Origin of the sequence: Pseudomonas sp. V98_8, assembly GCF_029967975.1 — a bacterium.
Lineage (GTDB): Bacteria > Pseudomonadota > Gammaproteobacteria > Pseudomonadales > Pseudomonadaceae > Aquipseudomonas > Aquipseudomonas umsongensis.
In genome coordinates this window covers 38,753-56,668 of record NZ_JASCAE010000038.1, presented here as the reverse complement: position 1 = coordinate 56,668, position 17,916 = coordinate 38,753, and the positions used below count along the sequence as shown (strand labels likewise).

The following is a 17,916-nucleotide window of genomic DNA, read 5'->3' as shown; positions in this document are numbered from 1 at the left end:
CGGGGAGCGTCAGCATTAAATTGCCATCAGCTTAGTGCTTGGCTACCGCCGTATTGAGCTTCAAGTAATCCAGCAGGATGCGCCCGGTCTCGCTCAGGTAGGCGTCGTCTTCCGGCTTGGTCTTGTCGTCCTCGGCCGCGATAGCGTCTTCGTCTTCTTTCTTCAGCTCCTTGAGCGGCTCTTCGCCCTTGGCCTTGCGGCGGATATTCTCCATGGCAAGCTGCTTGGCTTCGATATCGGCGTGCTGGGCGCGACGCTCGGCCTCATTGAGGCTGACGGTTTTTTCCGTCATCAGTTTTTGCGCCAGGGCCAGTTTGTCACGGATGAACACGAACTCCGCGTCCTTGGCCGTGCGTACGTCATGCTCGGACTTGAGTTGGGTGATGTACGGTTTGAACGGGTCGACCGCAGGCTTGATCGCCGCACGGATGGTGTCCCACGGCATGGCTTCGGGCAGGGCGCTTTCGCCGATTTCCTTGGTGTCGATGATCGACGGGTAATCGATGTCCGGCAGTACGCCCTGATGCTGGGTGCTCTGTCCGGAAACCCGGTAGAACTTGGCCAGGGTCAACTTGAGCTCGCCATGGTTCAGCGGCTGGATGGTCTGCACGGTGCCTTTGCCGAAGGTCTGGCCGCCGATGATCAGTGCGCGGTGGTAGTCCTGCATGGCGCCGGCGAAAATTTCCGAAGCCGAGGCGGACAGGCGGTTGACCAGCAACGCCATCGGGCCTTTGTAGAAGGCGCCCGGGTTTTCATCTTCCAGGACATCGACACGGCCGTCGGCGTTACGCACGAGTACGGTCGGGCCTTTGTCGATGAACAGGCTGGTCAGCTCGGTGGCTTCCTGCAAGGAGCCACCGCCGTTGTTGCGCAGGTCGATGACCACGCCGTCAACCTTGTCCTTTTGCAACTCGGTCAGCAGCTTCTTGACGTCGCGGGTGGTGCTCTTGTAATCCGGATCGCCGGCACGGAACGCCTTGAAGTCCAGGTAGAAAGCCGGAATCTCGATGACGCCGAGCTTGTAGTCCTTGCCATCCTGCTTGAGGTTGAGTACCGACTTTTTCACCGCCTGGTCTTCGAGCTTCACCGCTTCGCGAGTGATCGGCACGATCTTGCTGGTCTGGTCGTTCGGTGCATTGCTGGCCGGAATCACTTCCAGGCGCACGATGGTGCCTTTGGGGCCGCGGATCAGCTTGACCACTTCGTCCAGGCGCCAGCCGACCACGTCGACCATCTCTTTGTTGCCCTGGGCAACGCCGATGATCTTGTCGGCCGGTGCGACCTGCTTGGTCTTGTCCGCCGGGCCTGCAGGCACCAGGCGCACGACCTTGACTTGATCGTTATCGCTCTGCAATACGGCGCCAATGCCCTCCAGGGACAGGCTCATGTTGATGTCGAAGTTTTCCGCGTTATCCGGCGACAGATAGTTGGTGTGCGGGTCATAGGACATGGCGAAGGTGTTGATGTACGCCTGGAAGATGTCTTCCGCGCGGGTCTGGTCAAGGCGCGCCAGCTGGTTCTTGTAGCGCTTGGTCAGGGTTTCCTGGATTTGCTTGGAATCCTTGCCGGCGATCTTCTGCCGCAGCACTTCGTCCTTGACGCGTTTGCGCCACAGGTCGTCAAGTTCCGCGGTGGATTTGAGCCAAGGGGCATCCTTGCGGTCGACCAGCAAGGTTTCCTTGGTGGTGAAGTCGATCTTGTCGACGCCCTTGTTCAGCTCGGCAAGGGCAAAGTCCAGGCGCGCCTTGACGCGGTCCAGGTAGCGCTTGTAGATGGTGAACCCGGCGTTGAGGTCGCCGCTCTTGAGGAAGTCGTCGAACTGGGTCTTCCACTTGTCGAATTCGGCGATGTCGCTGGCCATGAAGTAGCTGCGCGACGGGTCGAGCAATTTCAGGTAGCTGTCGTAGATGATCACCGAGCGGGCGTCATCGAGCGGCGGCTTGCTGTAGTGGTGGCGCTTGAGCAACTCCACGACATTCAGACTGGCGATGACTTCGTCACGGTCGGGCTGAAGCTTGTCCCAGCTGTTGGCTGCGAAAGTAGTGCCGGACATCGGCAGCAAGCCGATACCGATGAAAAGGGCGAGGGCAGTGCTGGGGAACAAACGCTTCATGTTGATTCGACGCGGGGACAATTGATAACGCATATTAGGCCGTCTTTGAAGTCGCCGGTTCCACAAGGGCCGGTCGCATAATGCAAAAAGCCCGGTGCTACAGCTTCGGGCTCAGTCCAGACTCACTATGGAGGCACTGTGAAAGCATTGCAAGGCGTTGACGGTCAAGTGGTGTGGGTTGAAGAGCCCAGTCCTGGGTGTGATGTAGGGCAAGTTCGTATTCGAGTGGCGGCAGCGGGTCTCAATCGTGCCGACTTGTTGCAGAAGGCCGGTCTTTATCCGCCACCGCCGGGTGCCAGCCAAGTGCTTGGTCTAGAGTGTTCGGGGGTGATCAGCGAGGTCGGGCCGGGTTCGGCCTGGCAGGTGGGCGATCGGGTTTGCGCCTTGCTGGCCGGGGGCGGGATGGCCCAGGAGGTGGTGGTCGACGGGCGGCACGTGTTGCCGGTTCCCGACGAAATGTCGTTGGCCGAAGCGGCTGCGTTGCCGGAAGTCTACGCAACCGTCTGGCTGAATTTGTTTCAACTCGCGGCACTCAAGCCGGGTGAAAAAGTGCTGTTGCACGCCGGAGCGAGTGGAATCGGTTCAGCTGCCATTCAGCTGTGCAAGGCATTCGGCAATCCGTGCTGGGTCAGTGTCGGCTCCGCTGAGCGGCTGGCCTATTGCGAAGCGCTCGGCGCCCAGGGCGGAGTAGTGCGTACTGACGAGCTGGACAGCCTGCGCGACTTGGGGCCATTCGACGTCGTCCTCGATCCGGTGGGCGGCAACTACGCAGCGCTGAACCTGAAACTGATGGCGATCGACGGTCGTTGGGTGTTGATCGGCCTGATGGGAGGCCGCGAGGCCACGCTCGACCTGGCGCAGGTGCTGGCCAAGCGTGTGCAGTTGCTGGGCTCGACCCTGCGCAGCCGCGATGATCAGTTCAAGGCGGATCTGTTCAGCGATCTGCGCCAGCACGTCTGGCCGCTGTTTGCGGATAAACGCTTGAGCCCGCAACTGGCCAAGGCTTTCCCGATCAAGGACGCCGAAGCGGCGTTTGCCGAGTTGGCGAGTAACAAGGTGGCGGGGAAGTTGGTGTTGGTGATTGACGAAAGCCTGACCTGACCTCTGTAGATCGTTCCCATGCTCTGCCTGGGAACGCCTCAAGGGACGCTCCGCGTTCGGCTCTGGGACGCAGAGCGTCCCGGGCTGCATTCCCACGCGGAGCGTGGGAATGATCAGGGCGAGGTACTACTTCCAGAGATGGATTGGCCAGTTGGATTTTTCGGCCTGCTCAAGCAACACCGGGTCCGGATTGACCACGTGCGGGTAATCGACCTTTAGCAACAACGGCAAATCATTGCGTGAGTCCGAGTAGAAACTCGCGCCTTCCAGGTTTTCCTCTTCGGCATCCAGCCACTCCAGCAACCGGGTGATCTTGCCTTCGCGGTAGGTCAGGGTGCCGACGGTCTTGCCGGTATAGACCCCGTGTGCCACTTCCAGCTCGATACCCAGGATTTCATCGATGCCCAGGCGTTCGGCGATCGGCTTGACCAAATGGACGCCCGAGGCCGAGATCACCAGGATCCGGTCGCCGGCCTTGCGGTGGGCGGCGATGGTTTTGGTGGCGTCGCTGAAGATGATCGGTTCGATGAAATCTTCCACCCAGGGGCCGACCAAGTGTTCGACTTCTGCGGGAGTTCGGCCGACCAAGGGTTCCAGGCTGAAGGCCATGTAGTCCTCCATGGCCAGGTGCCCCCTGCCGTAGGCGTCCATCAATTCCTTGTCACGACGCAGGAAGGATTCTCCGTCGACCCAGCCGAGGCGGACCATTTGTTCGCTCCACAAAGAGGCGCAGTCGCCGTGGATCAGGGTTTCGTCCAGATCAAAAATTGCCAGGGCCATCAGTGCAGTTCTCTCTTCAACTTCAGCAAGGGCATCAGGCTACCTCACGCAGGGCCGTCGGATCGATGGAAAGCGCCAGGCGCTGACCATCGGGATGCAGGTCGGACGCCGAGCGGTTGAGCACATCCACCACCAGTTCCACGCCGCGGGCTTCGATCCGGTAGCGAATCACGTTGCCCAGCAGGCTGTGGCTGCGTACCTGGGCGTCGAGATCGCCGTCGAGGCTCAGTTCGATGGCCTCCGGGCGAATGGCGATGCGGTGCTTGATCGGCCGTTGCAACAGCTTCGACGCGCTGTCGGCGTCCAGCAAATTGTAGTTGCCGATGAAACCGGCGGCGAAAACGTCCACCGGTGCGGTGTAAAGGGTTTCAGCGTCACCGCTTTGTACGATCTTTCCCTGGTTCATCAGGAAAATGCGGTCGGACATCGTCAGCGCTTCTTCCTGATCGTGAGTGACGAAGATGGTGGTCAGGCCCAGTTCGCGCTGGATCTGACGGATTTGTTCGCGCAGGTGCTTACGAATCCGCGCATCCAGGGCTGACAGCGGTTCGTCCAGCAGCAACAGCCGGGGCCGGGTCACCAGCGAACGGGCGAGGGCGACGCGCTGGCACTGACCGCCGGACAACTGATGCGGATAACGGGCGGCAAACTCTTGCAGCTCCACCAGTTTCAATACTTCTGCGACACGCTTCTGGCTGTCGTCAGAATTGACTTTCTGCATGCGCAAACCGAAGGCGACATTCTGCTCAACGGTCATGTTGGGGAACAATGCATAACTCTGGAACACCATGCCGATCCCGCGTTTTTGCGGGCTTAATGGCACGATATCGACGCCATCGAGCAAGATCTTGCCGCCATCGACCGATGTCAGCCCGGCGATGCAGCGCAGCAACGTGGACTTTCCGCAACCGGACGGGCCCAGCAGGGTAACGAACTCACCCTTCTGGATTTCGCAGTTGATATCGCTGAATACCGTGGTGCCCGAATAGTTTTTCTGCAGATGTTGGACGCTGACATAGCTCATTCGCTTTTGTCCCTGTTCAAGATATTGGCAATCCAGGTCAAGACCAGCACAAAGAGGAAGTAGGAAATCACCAGTGCACTGGTGAAGTGACCGCTACTGTTGCGCATGTTGTTGAGATAAACCTGCAGGGTTTCGTAGCGAGTGCCGACGAGGATGTTGGCGAACACGAACTCACCGAACAGGAACGAGAACGACAGCAGCAGCGCCACCATCAAGCCTTTTCGCAAGTTCGGCAGCACGACCAGGAATGCAGCCTGGAAGGTGCTCGCGCCGAGCAGCTGGGCGGCGTCCATCAGGTCGCGCAGGTTGATTGCTTGCAGGTTGTTGGTGATGGCGCGGTACATAAACGGCAGCGCTACGGTGAAATAACAGCCGATCAGGATCCATGGCGTGCCGACCATCGCAAACGGCCCGGAGCCATAGAGCTGCAAAAGCCCCACCGATGACACCACGGGCGGTACTGCAAAGGGCAGCAGGATCAGGATGTTCATCAGCGCATCGAGTTTGGGGAAGTGGTAATGCACCACGAACAGCAGCGGCAGGATCAGCACGACCGCCAGGATCAGCGCACCGACACAAACCAGCAGTGACTGGCCGAAAGCGCTCAGGAAGCGCGGATCGCTCCACAGCTGCGCATACCATTTGATACTGAAACCGCTGGGTAGAATGGTGGCCGACCAACTGCTGGAAATCGAATAGACAAAGGTGCCGATCAGCGGCAGCAACATGATTGCAAACAGCAGGTAGACCACCACCCGATGGTAGATGCCGGCAGGCCCCAATTCAGCGCGAGACATGGTAGCTCCTCTTCAACAGCAGTTGATGGACGATGGTCACCAGGGTCATCAATGCCACCAGCACCACGGCCAAAGCACTGGCCAGGTTCGGGTCCAGGGAAATATCGCCCGAGACCATCGCGGCGATCCGGATCGTCAGCACGTTGAAGTTGCCGGTAGTCAGGGCGTACACCGTGGCGTAGGCGCCGAGGGCGTTGGCCAGCAGGATCACGAAGGTGCCGAGCAGGGCCGGGGTCAGCACCGGCAAACCGATGTGGCGCCAGAACTGCCAGCCGTTGGCACCGAGCAGTGCGGCGGATTCGCGCCAGTCTTCGCGCAGTGCATCGAAGGCCGGGTACAGCAGCAGTACGCCCAGGGGAATCTGGAAGTAGGTGTAGAGAATGATCAGCCCGGTTTTCGAGTACAGGTTGAAGTCCTGAATGAGCCCGGCCTGCTTGAGCATGATGGTGAAGCTGCCGTTGAAGCCCAGCAAAATGATGAAGGCGAACGCTAACGGTACCCCGGAGAAGTTACTGGTCATGTTGGCAAAGGCATTGACGAAATTACGCAGCCTGGAGTCGACACGGCGCAAGGAATAGGCGCCAAGTACGGCGATGATGATGCCGAACACGCTGGACCAGAAACTGATTTCGAGGCTGTACCGGATCGCCTGCAGGTAGAATTTCGAATTGAAGATTTTAGTGAAATTGGCCAGGCCCCAGCCGAATTCTTCCGATTGCAGGCTGTTGATCATCACCCAGAACAGCGGCGCGAGTTGGAACACGAAGAAAAACAGCGCGAAAGGTATCAGGCAAAGGGCTGCCAGCCATTTGCCGCGGGTCATGGCGTTCACTTGAGTAGCTCCCGGCAGATCGGCTTGTCGTGGGGGACACCCAGTAATTCGCACACGGTGCCGCACAGTTCTGTTTGTTTGGGTGTGGCGCCGGCATTGAAACTGAAGGCGTCGCCGAGGACGAACAGCGGCACTTCACGCTCCTCGGGCAGCAAGCCGTTATGGGAGCGGTCACTGTTCATGCCATGGTCAGCAGTCACCAGCACCTGATACCCGGCGTCGAGCCAGGCTTGCAGGTAGTCGGCGATGATGATGTCCGCCGAGCGGGCGCTGTTGCGGTACTGCGAGGTGTCGAGGCCATGCTTGTGCCCGGCGTCGTCGATGTTCATCGGGTGCACCAGCAGGAAATTCGGTGCGTGGCGCAGGCGCAGGTTTTCGGCATCGGCGAACAGGTGTGAGTCGGGGTAGTGGTCGTTCCAGTAGAAGTGCCCGTGCTGGATTGGCAGGTTTGGGTCGTCGGTATGGCGATCCCGGGCCGCCACGAACGGCGATCGGTTATACAACTCACTGACCCAGTGATAGGCCGCGGCGGCGGTTTTCAGGCCGGCAGCGGTGGCGTAGTGATAAATGCTGCGCTGGTTGGACAGGCGCGAGACGTTGTTGTGAACGATGCCGCTGTCGATCGGTGTGACACCGGTGAGGATGCATTCGTAGAGCGGTCGGGACAAGGCCGGCAGCTCGCATTCCAGCTTGTAGAGTGCGGCGCGTCCTGCGCCGACGTAGGCCTGCAGGTGCCCCATGGCGTGACGGGCGACCTCGTAGTTGAGGCCGTCGAGCACGACAAGGATGACGTTGTGTTTCATGGGGGCAAAACTCCGTGGATGTTCTCCAAACCCGTAGGAGCCGGCTTGCTGGCGATTGGATCAACGCGATGCTCAAAGAGACCGCGTTGACTGGATCGCCAGCAAGCCGGCTCTTACGGATGAAGCATTACTTCATTTCAACAATGACTTCTTCGTTCCACTTCTGCGGCAAGGACTTGGAGGTCTTCTCCCACGCATCCGCATCCTTGATCGGCGTGACTTTCTTGTACTGCTCGTTCGGCAGCAGCTTGGCCTGGACCTCGGCTGGCAGGGTCAGGTGCTCGGCCCGGATCGGACGGGCGTTACCCTTGGCCAGGTTGATCTGGCCAGCGTCGCTGAAGATGTACTCGCGGGTCAGCTTGGCGGCGTTCGGGTTCTTGGCGTATTTGTTGATGATGGTGGTGTAGCCGGAAATCACCGAGCCATCGGACGGGATCAGCACCACGTAGTCATCCGGATTGGCCATCTTGGCCTTGTAACTCAGGCCGTTGAAGTCCCAGACCACACCCACTTCGATCTCGCCTTTTTCCATGGCGCCGATGACCGGGTTGGACATCGACAGGCGACCCTGTTTAGCGAGGTCGGCAAATAGCGCCAGTGCCGGCTGCAGGTTTTTCTCGTCGCCACCGTTGGCATAGGCAGCAGCCAGAACGCCGTTGGCAGCCTGGGCGGCGGTGCTCACGTCACCGATCGATACCTTGTATTTGCCGGTTTTGAGGTCAGCCCACTTGGTCGGTACTTCGGAGCCGTGTAGCAGCTTCTTGTTGACGATAAAGGCGATGGTGCCGGTGTAGGCCAGTGCCCAGTGACCGTCCTTGTCTTTAGCCCAGGTCGGTACCTGGTCCCAGGTGGACGGCTTGTAGGGCTGGGTAACGTTCTGTTTCACCGCAATCGGGCCGAAGGCTGCGCCCACATCGCCTATATCGGCACTGGCGTTGTCTTTCTCGGCGGCAAACTTGGCGATTTCCTGGGCCGAGCTCATGTCGGTGTCGATGTGCTTGAGGCCGTAGTTCTTCGCCAGGTCTTCCCAGGTGCCTCTCCAGTTGGCCCAGTCATCGGGCATGCCGACACTGTTGACGGCGCCTTCCGCTTTCGCAGCGGCTTCCAGGGTTTTCAAATCATCAGCCGCCATGGCGGCGGTGCACATGGCAATGGTCGAGCCTAACAGTGATGCCAGGAAAAGCTGTTTCATTCCGAAGCTCCTATGGGCGTTTTCAACGCTGCGATTGCGATTGTGTTGGTCTAGGTCAGCAATACCTGAGCCAATCTAGGGTGACTCGATGACACTTTGATGTCGTTCGTCGCCCCAATGAACGTTTACTTGCCCGGTATTGGCGGGTGCCAAGTAAGCGTAGACCATGGGCGAAGGCCCGGTGTGCAAGGACTTGGCCGATGTCTTGCACGTGCGTAGGATGACCGTCCGGCGGCTATGTCATCTCTCGGTCATCTGCATTGCCTACGCTTGCAGGATCGTTAAACAGCCGGTTTTTTCGCCGGTTCTGCCCTGTAAGTGTGCTGGTCTAGTCCAGATAGGTAACGTTGATGCGCGATGAGGCAACAAAAGCGGTGACAGCCATTGGCCAGGTGCTTCAGGAGCAGATCGATCACGGGCTGCTGGCGCCGGGGAGCAAGTTGCCAGCCGAACGCAAGCTCAGTGAGTTGTTTGGGACCACGCGCATAACCGTGCGCGAGGCCTTGCTGCAGCTCGAAGCCCAGGGTCAGATCTATCGCGAGGAGCGTCGTGGCTGGTTCGTGTCGCCCCCACGCCTGGCCTATAACCTGATGCAGCGCAGCCACTTTCACGCCATGGTCAGCGCCCAGGGGCGGGTGCCGTCCACCGAAGTCATTTCGGCGCGCTTGCAGCCGGCATCGGCGGCGGTCTGTGCCTGGTTACAGTTGCCAGCATTGTCGAGCGTGATTCAGGTCTGTCGTTCGCGGCGCATCGATGGGCGACTGGTGCTGTACGTGGAGCACTATCTCAATCCGCAGTATTTCCCGGGCATTCTGGAGTTCGACCTGAATCAGTCGATCACCGAACTGTATGCGCGGCACTACGACCTGCACTACGGACGGGTGCGCTTCGAGATTGTGCCGACGGCGTTGTCGGCAGACGCGGCGGCCGCTTTGCGGGTGTCGGTGGGCAGTCCTGGGCTGCGCATCGCCCGGGTCAATTACGATCAGCATGGGCGGCTGATCGATTGTGACCTAGAGTTTTGGCGCCACGATGCGATCCATGTGGGGGTCGATGTGGCTTGAACCTGGCCGCCGCAGGTTCTGGCCCTTATCCGAAGCGGTAGATGTCCATGCCCAGCGCGCCCAGGGTGAATCCCTGGTGGGCAATACTGAATGGGCCCCCGGCGCTGCGGGCAAAGTACAACGGCAACAGATGTTCATCGCTGGGATGGTTACGCACCGCGTTCGGTGCTTGCCGGCGATAGTCTTGCAAGGCGGCTTCATCGTTGGCCGCCAACTTGTCGATCATCCAGTCGCGAAATACCTGGGCCCAGGGTTGCACGCTCTCGGGGCCGGCATGCCAGTCCAGCTCTCGCAGGTTGTGGGTAATGCTGCCGGAACCAATCAACAGCACGCCCCGTTCACGCAAGCCGCTCAGGGCTTTGCCAACGCGGGCCTGTAGCGCGGGACCGCCTCGGGTAGGCAGTGAAACCTGCACAATCGGGATATCGGCCTGCGGATACATCAACGACAGCGGCACCCAGACACCATGGTCGAACGGTCGAGTGCTGTCGATGCGGGCGGGAAGGGCGTTGGCCTGCAACAGACTGACCACCTGTGCGGCCAGCTCGGGGTTGCCGGGGGCCGGGTATTGCACTTCGAACAGGGCTCGCGGAAAACCGCCGAAGTCATGCCAGGTGTCCGGCTGCGGGTTGCCGCCGACCAGCAGTTCATCGCTTTCCCAATGCGCAGAGACAATCACGATAGCGTCTGGCCTGGGCATCTCTGTCGCCAGGCGAGCAAGGGCCGGCCCACTGGCCCCAGGTTCCAGGGCCAGCATTGGCGAACCATGGGATATGTAGAGGCTGGGGAACATGGATGAGCTCCTGAGAGTTAAGATAGAGCCATCTTCTGTCAGATCATTGATCTAAATCTAATATAAGTTTTAGGGTGTTTTGATCGAATTTTGGGGTTATTTATGCAGCCGGAGTTTTGGCACAAAAAATGGAAATCGAATCAGATCGGTTTTCACTTGCCGCAAGTGAACCCATATCTCCAGCGATTCTGGCCGGCGCTGGGCCTGGAAGAGGGCGCTCGCGTACTGGTACCGTTATGCGGCAAGAGCCTGGACCTGCTGTGGCTGGCGCAGCGAGGCCATGAGGTGCTGGGGATCGAACTGTCGGAAAAGGCTGTCGAGGATTTCTTCAGCGAGCACCATTTCGATCCAGCAGTCGATGAACAAGGGCCTTTCAAGGTATACCGCGCAGGTTCCATCGAGCTGTGGTGTGGCGATTTCTTCGATCTGACGCCAGGCGATGTCGCCGACTGCTCGGCCGTCTATGATCGAGCCGCATTGATTGCGTTGCCCGCGCCAATGCGTCAGCGCTATGCGGCTCATTTGACGCGGATCCTGCCCAAGGGCTCCAACGGGTTGTTGATTACCCTGGACTACGACCAGGCGCAGATGGAGGGGCCGCCTTTTGCCGTGCTCGATGAAGAAGTGCAGCGGTTGTTCGGTGCTTCGTGGACGCTTAAGACCCTCGAAGACCAGGATGTGCTGAGCGAGAGCGGCAAGTTTCTGGAGGCAGGCGTTACGCGGCTCGAGGAGCGGGTGTATCGGGTTTCCAGTCGATAGGTTGTAGCCGCCAGTGCCGGCCCCTTCGCGGGCTTGCCCGCGAAGGGGCCCTGATGAGCGCCGTATAAATCAGCAGGCAAAAAAAGGCCCGCATCATTGCGGGCCTTTTTGTTTATATCGCCAGCGTTCAGCCGCGACGACGCGCCAGTGCGTCGATACGCTCTTCCAGCGGCGGGTGGCTCATGAACATGCGGGCGAACCCCTGTTTGATGCCACCGTTGATGCCGAAGGCATTCAGGGTGTCAGGCATATGCACCGGCAGGCCCTGTTCAGCGCGCAGGCGTTGCAGTGCGCCAATCATCGCGCTGGTACCAGCCAGGCGTGCACCGGCTTCGTCGGCGCGGAATTCGCGTTTGCGCGAGAACCACATGACGATGGCACTGGCCAGGATACCCAGGACCAGTTCGGCGAAGATGGTGGCTATGTAGTAGGCAATGCCCTGGCCTTCTTCGTTCTTGAAGATCACCTTGTCGACAAAGTTGCCGATGATCCGTGCGAAGAACATCACGAAGGTGTTCACTACGCCCTGGATCAAGGCCAGGGTCACCATGTCGCCATTGGCCACGTGGCCAATTTCGTGGGCCAGGACGGCTTTCACTTCATCCGGCGAGAAACGCTCCAGCAGGCCCTGGCTGACCGCGACCAGTGCGTCGTTCTTGTTCCAGCCGGTGGCGAACGCGTTCGCCTCATAGGCCGGGAAAATCCCGACTTCGGGCATCTTGATCCCGGCTTCGCGGGACAATTGCTCGACCGTTTGCAGCAGCCATTGCTCGTGACGCGTGCGTGGCTGGCTGATGATTTGGGTGCTGGTGCTCATCTTCGCCATCCACTTGGAGATGAACAGCGAGAACAGGGAACCGGCGAAACCGAAGACCGCACAGAAAATCAGCAGCTGATTGAGGTTGAGATCAACCCCATTGGCCGCCATGAACCCGTTGAAGCCGAAAAGGCTCAGGGTGATGCTGGCAATCAGCACGACCGCCAGGTTAGTGGCCAAGAACAGCAGGATGCGCATCATGGTTGTAGAAATCTCCTCATGCTAAAGATGTAGCGTACTGCGGGGTATATAAGGTGCCGCAACGGGGTATTCAACCGAGTGACTATTTCAAACTGTGTCCTACAGCAACAGCGTAGCTGTTTGCAGGGCATTTCCGACAAGGGCTGGCAAAGTGATTTGCCAGCCAACCGGCAACAGAGTGCCCGTCGTTACTCGATGTGACCAGGCAATGGGGCAGTGCACGGGCATCGCGAGTGAGGTCACGGGTAGGGCGCGAGCATATGTTGCAGAATGAATCACGGTGCGATGTTTCTGGCATCGCACGGTGACTGGCTGCTTACTGGCGATAGGATTTGAGGAAATTGCCAATGCGTCCGATGGCCATGTCCAGGTCATCGACGCGCGGCAGGGTCACGACGCGGAAGTGGTCGGGCCATGGCCAGTTGAACGCCGTGCCTTGCACCACCAGCAGCTTCTCCGAGAGCAGCAGGTCTAGGACGAATTTTTCGTCGTTGTGGATCGGGCATACCTTCGGGTCGATCCGCGGGAACGCATACAGTGCACCCATCGGTTTGACGCAGCTCACGCCTGGAATGTCGTTGAGCAGTTCCCAGGTGCGGTTACGCTGCTCCAGCAGTCGCCCTGGCGGCAGCACCAGGTCGTTGATGCTTTGATAGCCACCCAGTGCAGTCTGGATCGCGTGCTGGCTCGGCACGTTGGCGCACAGGCGCATGTTAGCCAGCATGTCGATGCCTTCGATGTAGCTCTGGGCGTGGTGTTTCGGCCCGGAAATAGCGATCCAGCCGGAACGGAAACCCGCCACTCGATAAGATTTGGACAGGCCGTTGAAGGTCAGGCACAGCAGGTCCGGCGCCAGGGACGCGGTGCAGATGTGCACGGCGTCGTCGTACAGGATCTTGTCGTAGATTTCGTCGGAAAACACCACCAGGTTGTGCTGGCGGGCCAGCTCCAGCATGCCCAGCAGGACTTCTTTGGAATACACCGCACCGGTCGGGTTGTTCGGGTTGATGATCACCAGTGCCTTGGTGTTCGGGGTGATCTTGGCCTTGATGTCCGCCAGGTCCGGCCACCAGTTGGCTTGCTCGTCGCACAGGTAATGCACCGGGTTACCGCCCGAGAGGCTTACCGCGGCGGTCCACAACGGGTAGTCGGGCGCTGGCACCAGCACTTCGTCGCCGTTGTTGAGCAGGGCCTGCATCGACATCACGATCAGCTCGGAAACGCCGTTGCCCAGGTAGATGTCTTCAATGCCGACGCCTTCCACCTGCTTTTGCTGGTAGTACTGCATCACGGCCTTGCGCGCGCTGAACAAGCCCTTGGAGTCGCTGTAACCCTGGGCAGTGGGAAGATTGCGGATCACGTCCTGGAGGATTTCGTCCGGCGCTTCGAAACCAAAGGGCGCCGGGTTGCCGATGTTCAGCTTGAGGATGCGATGGCCTTCCTCTTCCAGGCGTTTGGCGTGCTTGAGCACTGGGCCGCGAATGTCGTAGCAGACGTTGGCGAGCTTGTTCGATTTGCTGACCTGCATGGCGATGTGTTCCCGAAAATGAACGATCCAGGCGGCGTGTGGACAACCGTGCTGGGAATCCTGCGTAATCACACAGGCCTGACGCCTTGAGAGGCAGCACCCATAAATCCGTTTGAATGCGCGTGGTCTGGCTGCCAGACTGGCGTTTGACGAGGCGCAATCATACGTGCCGCCCGATCCGTGGAAAAGGTACAGATCGGGCTTTTTCAGTTGCTGAGGTGTGATGATGGAAAAGTTGGAAAAAACCCTGGAAGAATGGAAAGCCATGCTCGATCCCGAGCAGTACAACGTTTGCCGCCTCAAGGGCACCGAACGCCCGTTTTCCGGCAAGTACAACGGCACCAAGACCGACGGTATCTACCACTGCATCTGCTGTAGCGAGCCGTTGTTCGATTCCAGCACCAAGTTCGATTCCGGCTGTGGCTGGCCAAGCTTTTATGCGCCGATCGGCGATAGCGCCATGACCGAGATTCGTGATGTCAGCCACGGCATGATCCGCACCGAAGTGGTCTGCGCCAAATGTGACGCGCACCTGGGCCACGTATTCCCGGATGGCCCGCCGCCAACCGGCCTGCGTTACTGCATCAACTCTGTGTGCCTGGACCTGGTACCCCGCTCGTAACGCGAACCCTATAGGAGCTGCCGCAGGCTGCGATCTTTTGATCTTTGTTTTCTCTCTCAATCGCGAAAGATCAAGATCAAAAGATCGCAGCCTGCGGCAGCTCCTACAGGGATTGAGTGTTGATTGAGGGGCAGGTGGGATTTATTAGATTGCACACAATTCAATTGCTCGCTATGTTTGTCGCATCATCCCCTTTTCGAGTGCCTCGATCATGAGCGACAACCTCCTAAACATTCCCTGCACCACCATCAAGGGCGAACAAAAAACCTTGGCGGATTTCGCCGGCAAGGCCGTATTAGTGGTCAACACCGCCAGCAAATGCGGCTTCACCCCGCAATACAAAGGTCTTGAGGACCTGTGGCAGACCTACAAGGATCAAGGCCTGGTGGTGCTTGGCTTCCCCTGCAATCAATTCGGCAAGCAGGAACCGGGCAGCGAAGGGGCGATCAGCGAGTTCTGCGAGCTGAACTACGGTGTCAGTTTCCCGCTGTTCAAAAAGATTGAAGTCAATGGCGACGGCGCCCATCCCTTGTTTGTGCAGTTGAAAAAGCGTGCGCCGGGTGTGCTCGGTTCCCAAGGCATCAAGTGGAATTTCACCAAATTCCTGATCGGCAAGGACGGCCAGCTGGTCAAGCGCTTCGCGCCAGCGACCAAGCCGCAGGACTTGAGCGGTGAGATCGAAGCACTGCTCAAATGAACAGCTTGTCCGTCGACTCGCTGAGCCTCGACAGCCAGCTCTGCTTCAAACTGTATGCGGCGTCCCGCGCGGTCATTCGCGCCTACAAGCCGATGCTCGATCAGTTGGGCCTGACTTATCCACAGTACCTGGCGATGCTGGTGTTGTGGGAATGGCAGGCGGTTGCCCCGGAGCAGCCGACGGTCAAGGCGCTGGGTGAGCGCCTGGCGTTGGACTCCGGCACGCTGACGCCGCTGCTCAAGCGTCTTGAGCAACTGCAACTGGTTCAGCGTCAGCGCTCGGCGCGCGATGAGCGCGAGGTACACCTGAGCTTGTCGCCCAAGGGCACCGCACTGCGTGATCAGGTCGGGCCGCTCAAGGCCCGCCTGTTATGCGACAGCGGTGTGGATCTGGATCGGCTGAATGACCTGCGCGACGGCCTTGACCACTTGCTGGGGCAAATCAAGGCGTTGTCGTAGCCGGTATCCAAACGTCCAGCAGGGCGGCAAGCTCTTCCCGGCGGAAAGGCTTGGCCAGGTAGTCGCTCATGCCCGCTGCACGGCAGCGTTCGCGTTCTTCGGACATGGCGTTGGCGGTCAGGGCGACGATGGGCAGTTGCGGCCACCGACCACTGCGGCGGATTTGCCGACTGGCTTCATAGCCGTCCATGACCGGCATATTGCAATCCATCAGCACCAGATCGAAGTCGCGGCCTTCCAATTGATCCAGTGCCTCGGCACCGTGCGCGGCGACAATCACGTCGCAACCGAGTTTACCCAGCATGCCCTTGGCCACCAGTTGATTGACCGGGTTGTCCTCCACCAGCAGCACTCGCGCACGTCGCTGCGGGACGTGGCTATCGACCCGGGTATCGATGGGGGTATCGGTTTGCGCCAGCAAGATTCGTCGCAAAGTCTGATACAGCGCATTGCGTGCCAGTGGGCGTGCCTGCTGCTGCAGGGGGGCGAGGGCGCTGACTTGTTCGCTGGGCATGAAGCTGCCGTAAGCGGTCACCAGCAGGATGGGCGCGCCGACGGTAGGGCGCAGGTTGAACAGGCACTCGGGGCAGTCGGTGATCAGTACATCGGGGTTCAAGCCGAGCAATGGATCATCAATCGACCGTTGCTGATAATCGAGCCCCCACCCGGGCAATACACGGCTCAGCAGCTCCGCCAGGCCGCTGCTGGCGGCGGTAATCGCGATAACCTTGCCCTGCAGGGAAGCCGGGGCCAGTGCCCGGGTGTGACTGGGCAGGGGCAGTTGCGCGCAGAACTGGCTGCCGAAACCGGGTTCAGAACTGATGGTGAGCCGGCCTTGCATGGCTTCACACAGGTTGTGGGTCAGGGCCAAACCCAACCCGGTGCCGCCAAATTGTCGGGTAATCCCGGCCCCAGCCTGGGTGAAGGGCTTGAAGATCTTCACCTGAGCATCCCGGGGGATGCCAATGCCGGTGTCGCAGACTTCGATGCTGACGCCATCCTGGTAGGTCGACAGACGCACATCGACCCGGCCAAAGCGGGTGAACTTGAGCGCATTGGACAGCAGATTACTGACGATCTGCCGGACCCGTGTCGGATCGCCGAGCACCAGCGCAGGAAAGTCCGGATCGATCAGGCAGGTCAGTTCGACACTCGGTGCGGCGTTCTGCGACAGCAGGTTGGCCGTGTCTTCGACCAGCGAACCAAGGTCGAACGGGATGTGCTCGAGTTCGAGCTGGCCGGCATCGAATTTCGACAGGTCGAGAATATCGTTGAGCAACTCCACCAGCACTTTGCCCGAGTCATGGGCGATGGCCAGCTGTTGCTGTTGCTCGGCAGACAGCGGGCCGTCCAGCGACAGCGCGATCATGCCCAGCAAGCCATTGAGGGGCGTGCGAATTTCGTGGCTCATGTTGGCCAGGAACACTGAACGCGCTTCGGCCATGTCCAGGGCGGTACTGCGCGCGACTTCCAGTTCCTGGTTGGACTGACTGAGCCGGGCGTTGATGCTCTTGAGTTCGGTGGTGCGCGCCGAAACGATGTTTTCCAGCTGGCCAAGATAGTCGGTCAGACGGTTTTCGGCGTTGCGTCGCTGCTGGATTTCGGTGGCGATGTTTTCGAATTGCTGGTTGGCGACTTTCACCAGTACGCCGATTTCATCGTTGGCATGCCCCGCCGGACATTCCAGGGAGGTCGGCTCCGCGCTGCGCGGATCGCGGCCACTGAGTTCGCGGATGACCCGCACCAACGGCTTGGTCAGCATCACGTAGAACAGCGCCAGCAGGATACCGCTCAGGAGCAGGCTGCGGGCGAAACCATTGATCAGGGTGACCTCGGCCCGCCGCAGGAACCGGTAGCCGAACGAGTAAGTGTCGACGTCCAGTTGCAGGGTACCCAGGGATTCGCTGGGCAAATGATCCAGGTACAGGCGGTCTTCGAACTGCCGGTTGGCCCCGAACAGAAGGTCACTCAAGACCCGATAGTCGCTTTGCAGGCCTGGACGCTTGACCTTGGCCAGGATACTGCCGTTGTTGTCTGTCAGTTTCGCACCGATGATCGCGGGCGAGCGCAACAGGCCCAAGGTCAGTTCCTGGGCGAGTTCGGCGTCGATGTTGTAGGCGATGCGCGAGGCGGGGTTGTGACTGATTTCGAGCAAAGACAGGATTTCGCGGTTGATGGAGGCGTCTTCACTGGCATAATCGATGCCTATTTGCAGCACGCTGAGCAGCATACCCAGAACAAAACCGACCAGCACGGTGAGCCGCGCTTGTTTGTAAGACAGCCGGTTGGTGAACTTGATGTCCATGGGGTGTTGAATCACTTCCGTTTTCCTTCG

The 17,916-nt window shown here is 59.5% G+C and carries 17 protein-coding genes; 6 read left to right on the top strand and 11 right to left on the bottom strand.

The window, feature by feature from the left end; genetic code table 11:
• Positions 1-31 precede the first annotated feature (31 nt).
• A complete protein-coding gene (locus QLG10_RS11075; protein WP_177411597.1) occupies positions 32-2,113 on the bottom strand; it encodes a carboxy terminal-processing peptidase in 2,082 nt (693 codons plus the stop codon).
• A 138-nt stretch (positions 2,114-2,251) separates the two neighbouring features.
• Between QLG10_RS11075 and QLG10_RS11070 the strand changes: the two genes are divergently transcribed.
• Positions 2,252-3,214, top strand: coding sequence for an NAD(P)H-quinone oxidoreductase (locus QLG10_RS11070; RefSeq protein WP_110749697.1), 963 nt, complete (start codon positions 2,252-2,254; stop codon positions 3,212-3,214).
• A 126-nt stretch (positions 3,215-3,340) separates the two neighbouring features.
• Here the strand turns inward: QLG10_RS11070 and QLG10_RS11065 are convergent, their stop codons facing one another.
• From QLG10_RS11065 to QLG10_RS11040, 6 genes are all read right to left on the bottom strand, one after another.
• Complete coding sequence (locus QLG10_RS11065) at positions 3,341-3,994, bottom strand: HAD family hydrolase (RefSeq protein ID WP_110749693.1); 654 nt, start codon at positions 3,992-3,994, stop codon at positions 3,341-3,343.
• Positions 3,995-4,028: 34 nt separating this feature from the next.
• A complete protein-coding gene (locus tag QLG10_RS11060) occupies positions 4,029-5,018 on the bottom strand; it encodes an ABC transporter ATP-binding protein (RefSeq protein WP_110749691.1) in 990 nt (329 codons plus the stop codon).
• Positions 5,015-5,815: an ABC transporter permease gene (locus tag QLG10_RS11055; protein ID WP_110749689.1), complete on the bottom strand. Its 801-nt coding sequence runs from the start codon at positions 5,813-5,815 to the stop codon at positions 5,015-5,017. Before QLG10_RS11055 ends, QLG10_RS11060 begins: the two co-directional genes overlap by 4 nt.
• The gene (locus tag QLG10_RS11050) at positions 5,802-6,638 is read right to left on the bottom strand and encodes an ABC transporter permease subunit (protein WP_282487336.1); all 837 of its coding nucleotides are present in this window, start codon (positions 6,636-6,638) and stop codon (positions 5,802-5,804) included. Before QLG10_RS11050 ends, QLG10_RS11055 begins: the two co-directional genes overlap by 14 nt.
• 5 nt (positions 6,639-6,643) lie before the next feature.
• A complete protein-coding gene (locus QLG10_RS11045) occupies positions 6,644-7,450 on the bottom strand; it encodes an alkaline phosphatase family protein (protein WP_110749686.1) in 807 nt (268 codons plus the stop codon).
• Between the two features lie 127 nt (positions 7,451-7,577).
• Positions 7,578-8,642, bottom strand: a complete 1,065-nt coding sequence (locus QLG10_RS11040) for an ABC transporter substrate-binding protein (protein ID WP_110749684.1) — start codon at positions 8,640-8,642, stop codon at positions 7,578-7,580.
• 350 nt (positions 8,643-8,992) lie between these two features.
• On the opposite strand from QLG10_RS11040, the gene phnR reads away from it, so the two are divergent.
• Positions 8,993-9,706, top strand: a complete 714-nt coding sequence (gene phnR / locus QLG10_RS11035; RefSeq protein WP_110749682.1) for a phosphonate utilization transcriptional regulator PhnR — start codon at positions 8,993-8,995, stop codon at positions 9,704-9,706.
• A 25-nt stretch (positions 9,707-9,731) separates the two neighbouring features.
• On the opposite strand, the gene QLG10_RS11030 is transcribed toward phnR, so the two are convergent.
• Positions 9,732-10,499 (bottom strand): class III extradiol ring-cleavage dioxygenase, encoded by a 768-nt coding sequence (locus QLG10_RS11030; RefSeq protein WP_110749680.1) that lies wholly within the window; start codon positions 10,497-10,499, stop codon positions 9,732-9,734.
• A gap of 102 nt (positions 10,500-10,601) precedes the next feature.
• Here QLG10_RS11030 and QLG10_RS11025 point away from each other — a divergent pair, with 102 nt between their 5' ends.
• On the top strand, positions 10,602-11,258 hold the full coding sequence (locus tag QLG10_RS11025) for a thiopurine S-methyltransferase (RefSeq protein WP_110749678.1): 657 nt from the start codon (positions 10,602-10,604) through the stop codon (positions 11,256-11,258).
• A 127-nt stretch (positions 11,259-11,385) separates the two neighbouring features.
• Here QLG10_RS11025 and htpX read toward each other — a convergent pair whose 3' ends face one another.
• Positions 11,386-12,276: a protease HtpX gene (gene htpX / locus QLG10_RS11020; RefSeq protein WP_110749676.1), complete on the bottom strand. Its 891-nt coding sequence runs from the start codon at positions 12,274-12,276 to the stop codon at positions 11,386-11,388.
• 316 nt (positions 12,277-12,592) lie between these two features.
• On the bottom strand, positions 12,593-13,804 hold the full coding sequence (locus QLG10_RS11015) for a pyridoxal phosphate-dependent aminotransferase (RefSeq protein WP_007983502.1): 1,212 nt from the start codon (positions 13,802-13,804) through the stop codon (positions 12,593-12,595).
• Positions 13,805-14,030: 226 nt separating this feature from the next.
• Here QLG10_RS11015 and msrB point away from each other — a divergent pair, with 226 nt between their 5' ends.
• The 3 genes from msrB to QLG10_RS11000 all read left to right on the top strand — a co-directional run bounded on the left by msrB (position 14,031) and on the right by QLG10_RS11000 (position 15,581).
• The gene (gene msrB / locus QLG10_RS11010; RefSeq protein WP_020796802.1) at positions 14,031-14,426 is read left to right on the top strand and encodes a peptide-methionine (R)-S-oxide reductase MsrB; all 396 of its coding nucleotides are present in this window, start codon (positions 14,031-14,033) and stop codon (positions 14,424-14,426) included.
• 211 nt (positions 14,427-14,637) lie between these two features.
• Complete coding sequence (locus QLG10_RS11005; RefSeq protein ID WP_110749674.1) at positions 14,638-15,123, top strand: glutathione peroxidase; 486 nt, start codon at positions 14,638-14,640, stop codon at positions 15,121-15,123.
• Entirely contained in the window at positions 15,120-15,581 is a 462-nt protein-coding gene (locus QLG10_RS11000) for a MarR family transcriptional regulator (protein WP_020796804.1), read from the top strand. Before QLG10_RS11005 ends, QLG10_RS11000 begins: the two co-directional genes overlap by 4 nt.
• Here the strand turns inward: QLG10_RS11000 and QLG10_RS10995 are convergent.
• Complete coding sequence (locus tag QLG10_RS10995) at positions 15,565-17,886, bottom strand: response regulator (protein ID WP_177411603.1); 2,322 nt, start codon at positions 17,884-17,886, stop codon at positions 15,565-15,567. The genes QLG10_RS11000 and QLG10_RS10995 overlap by 17 nt on opposite strands.
• Between the last annotated feature and the right edge of the window lie 30 nt (positions 17,887-17,916).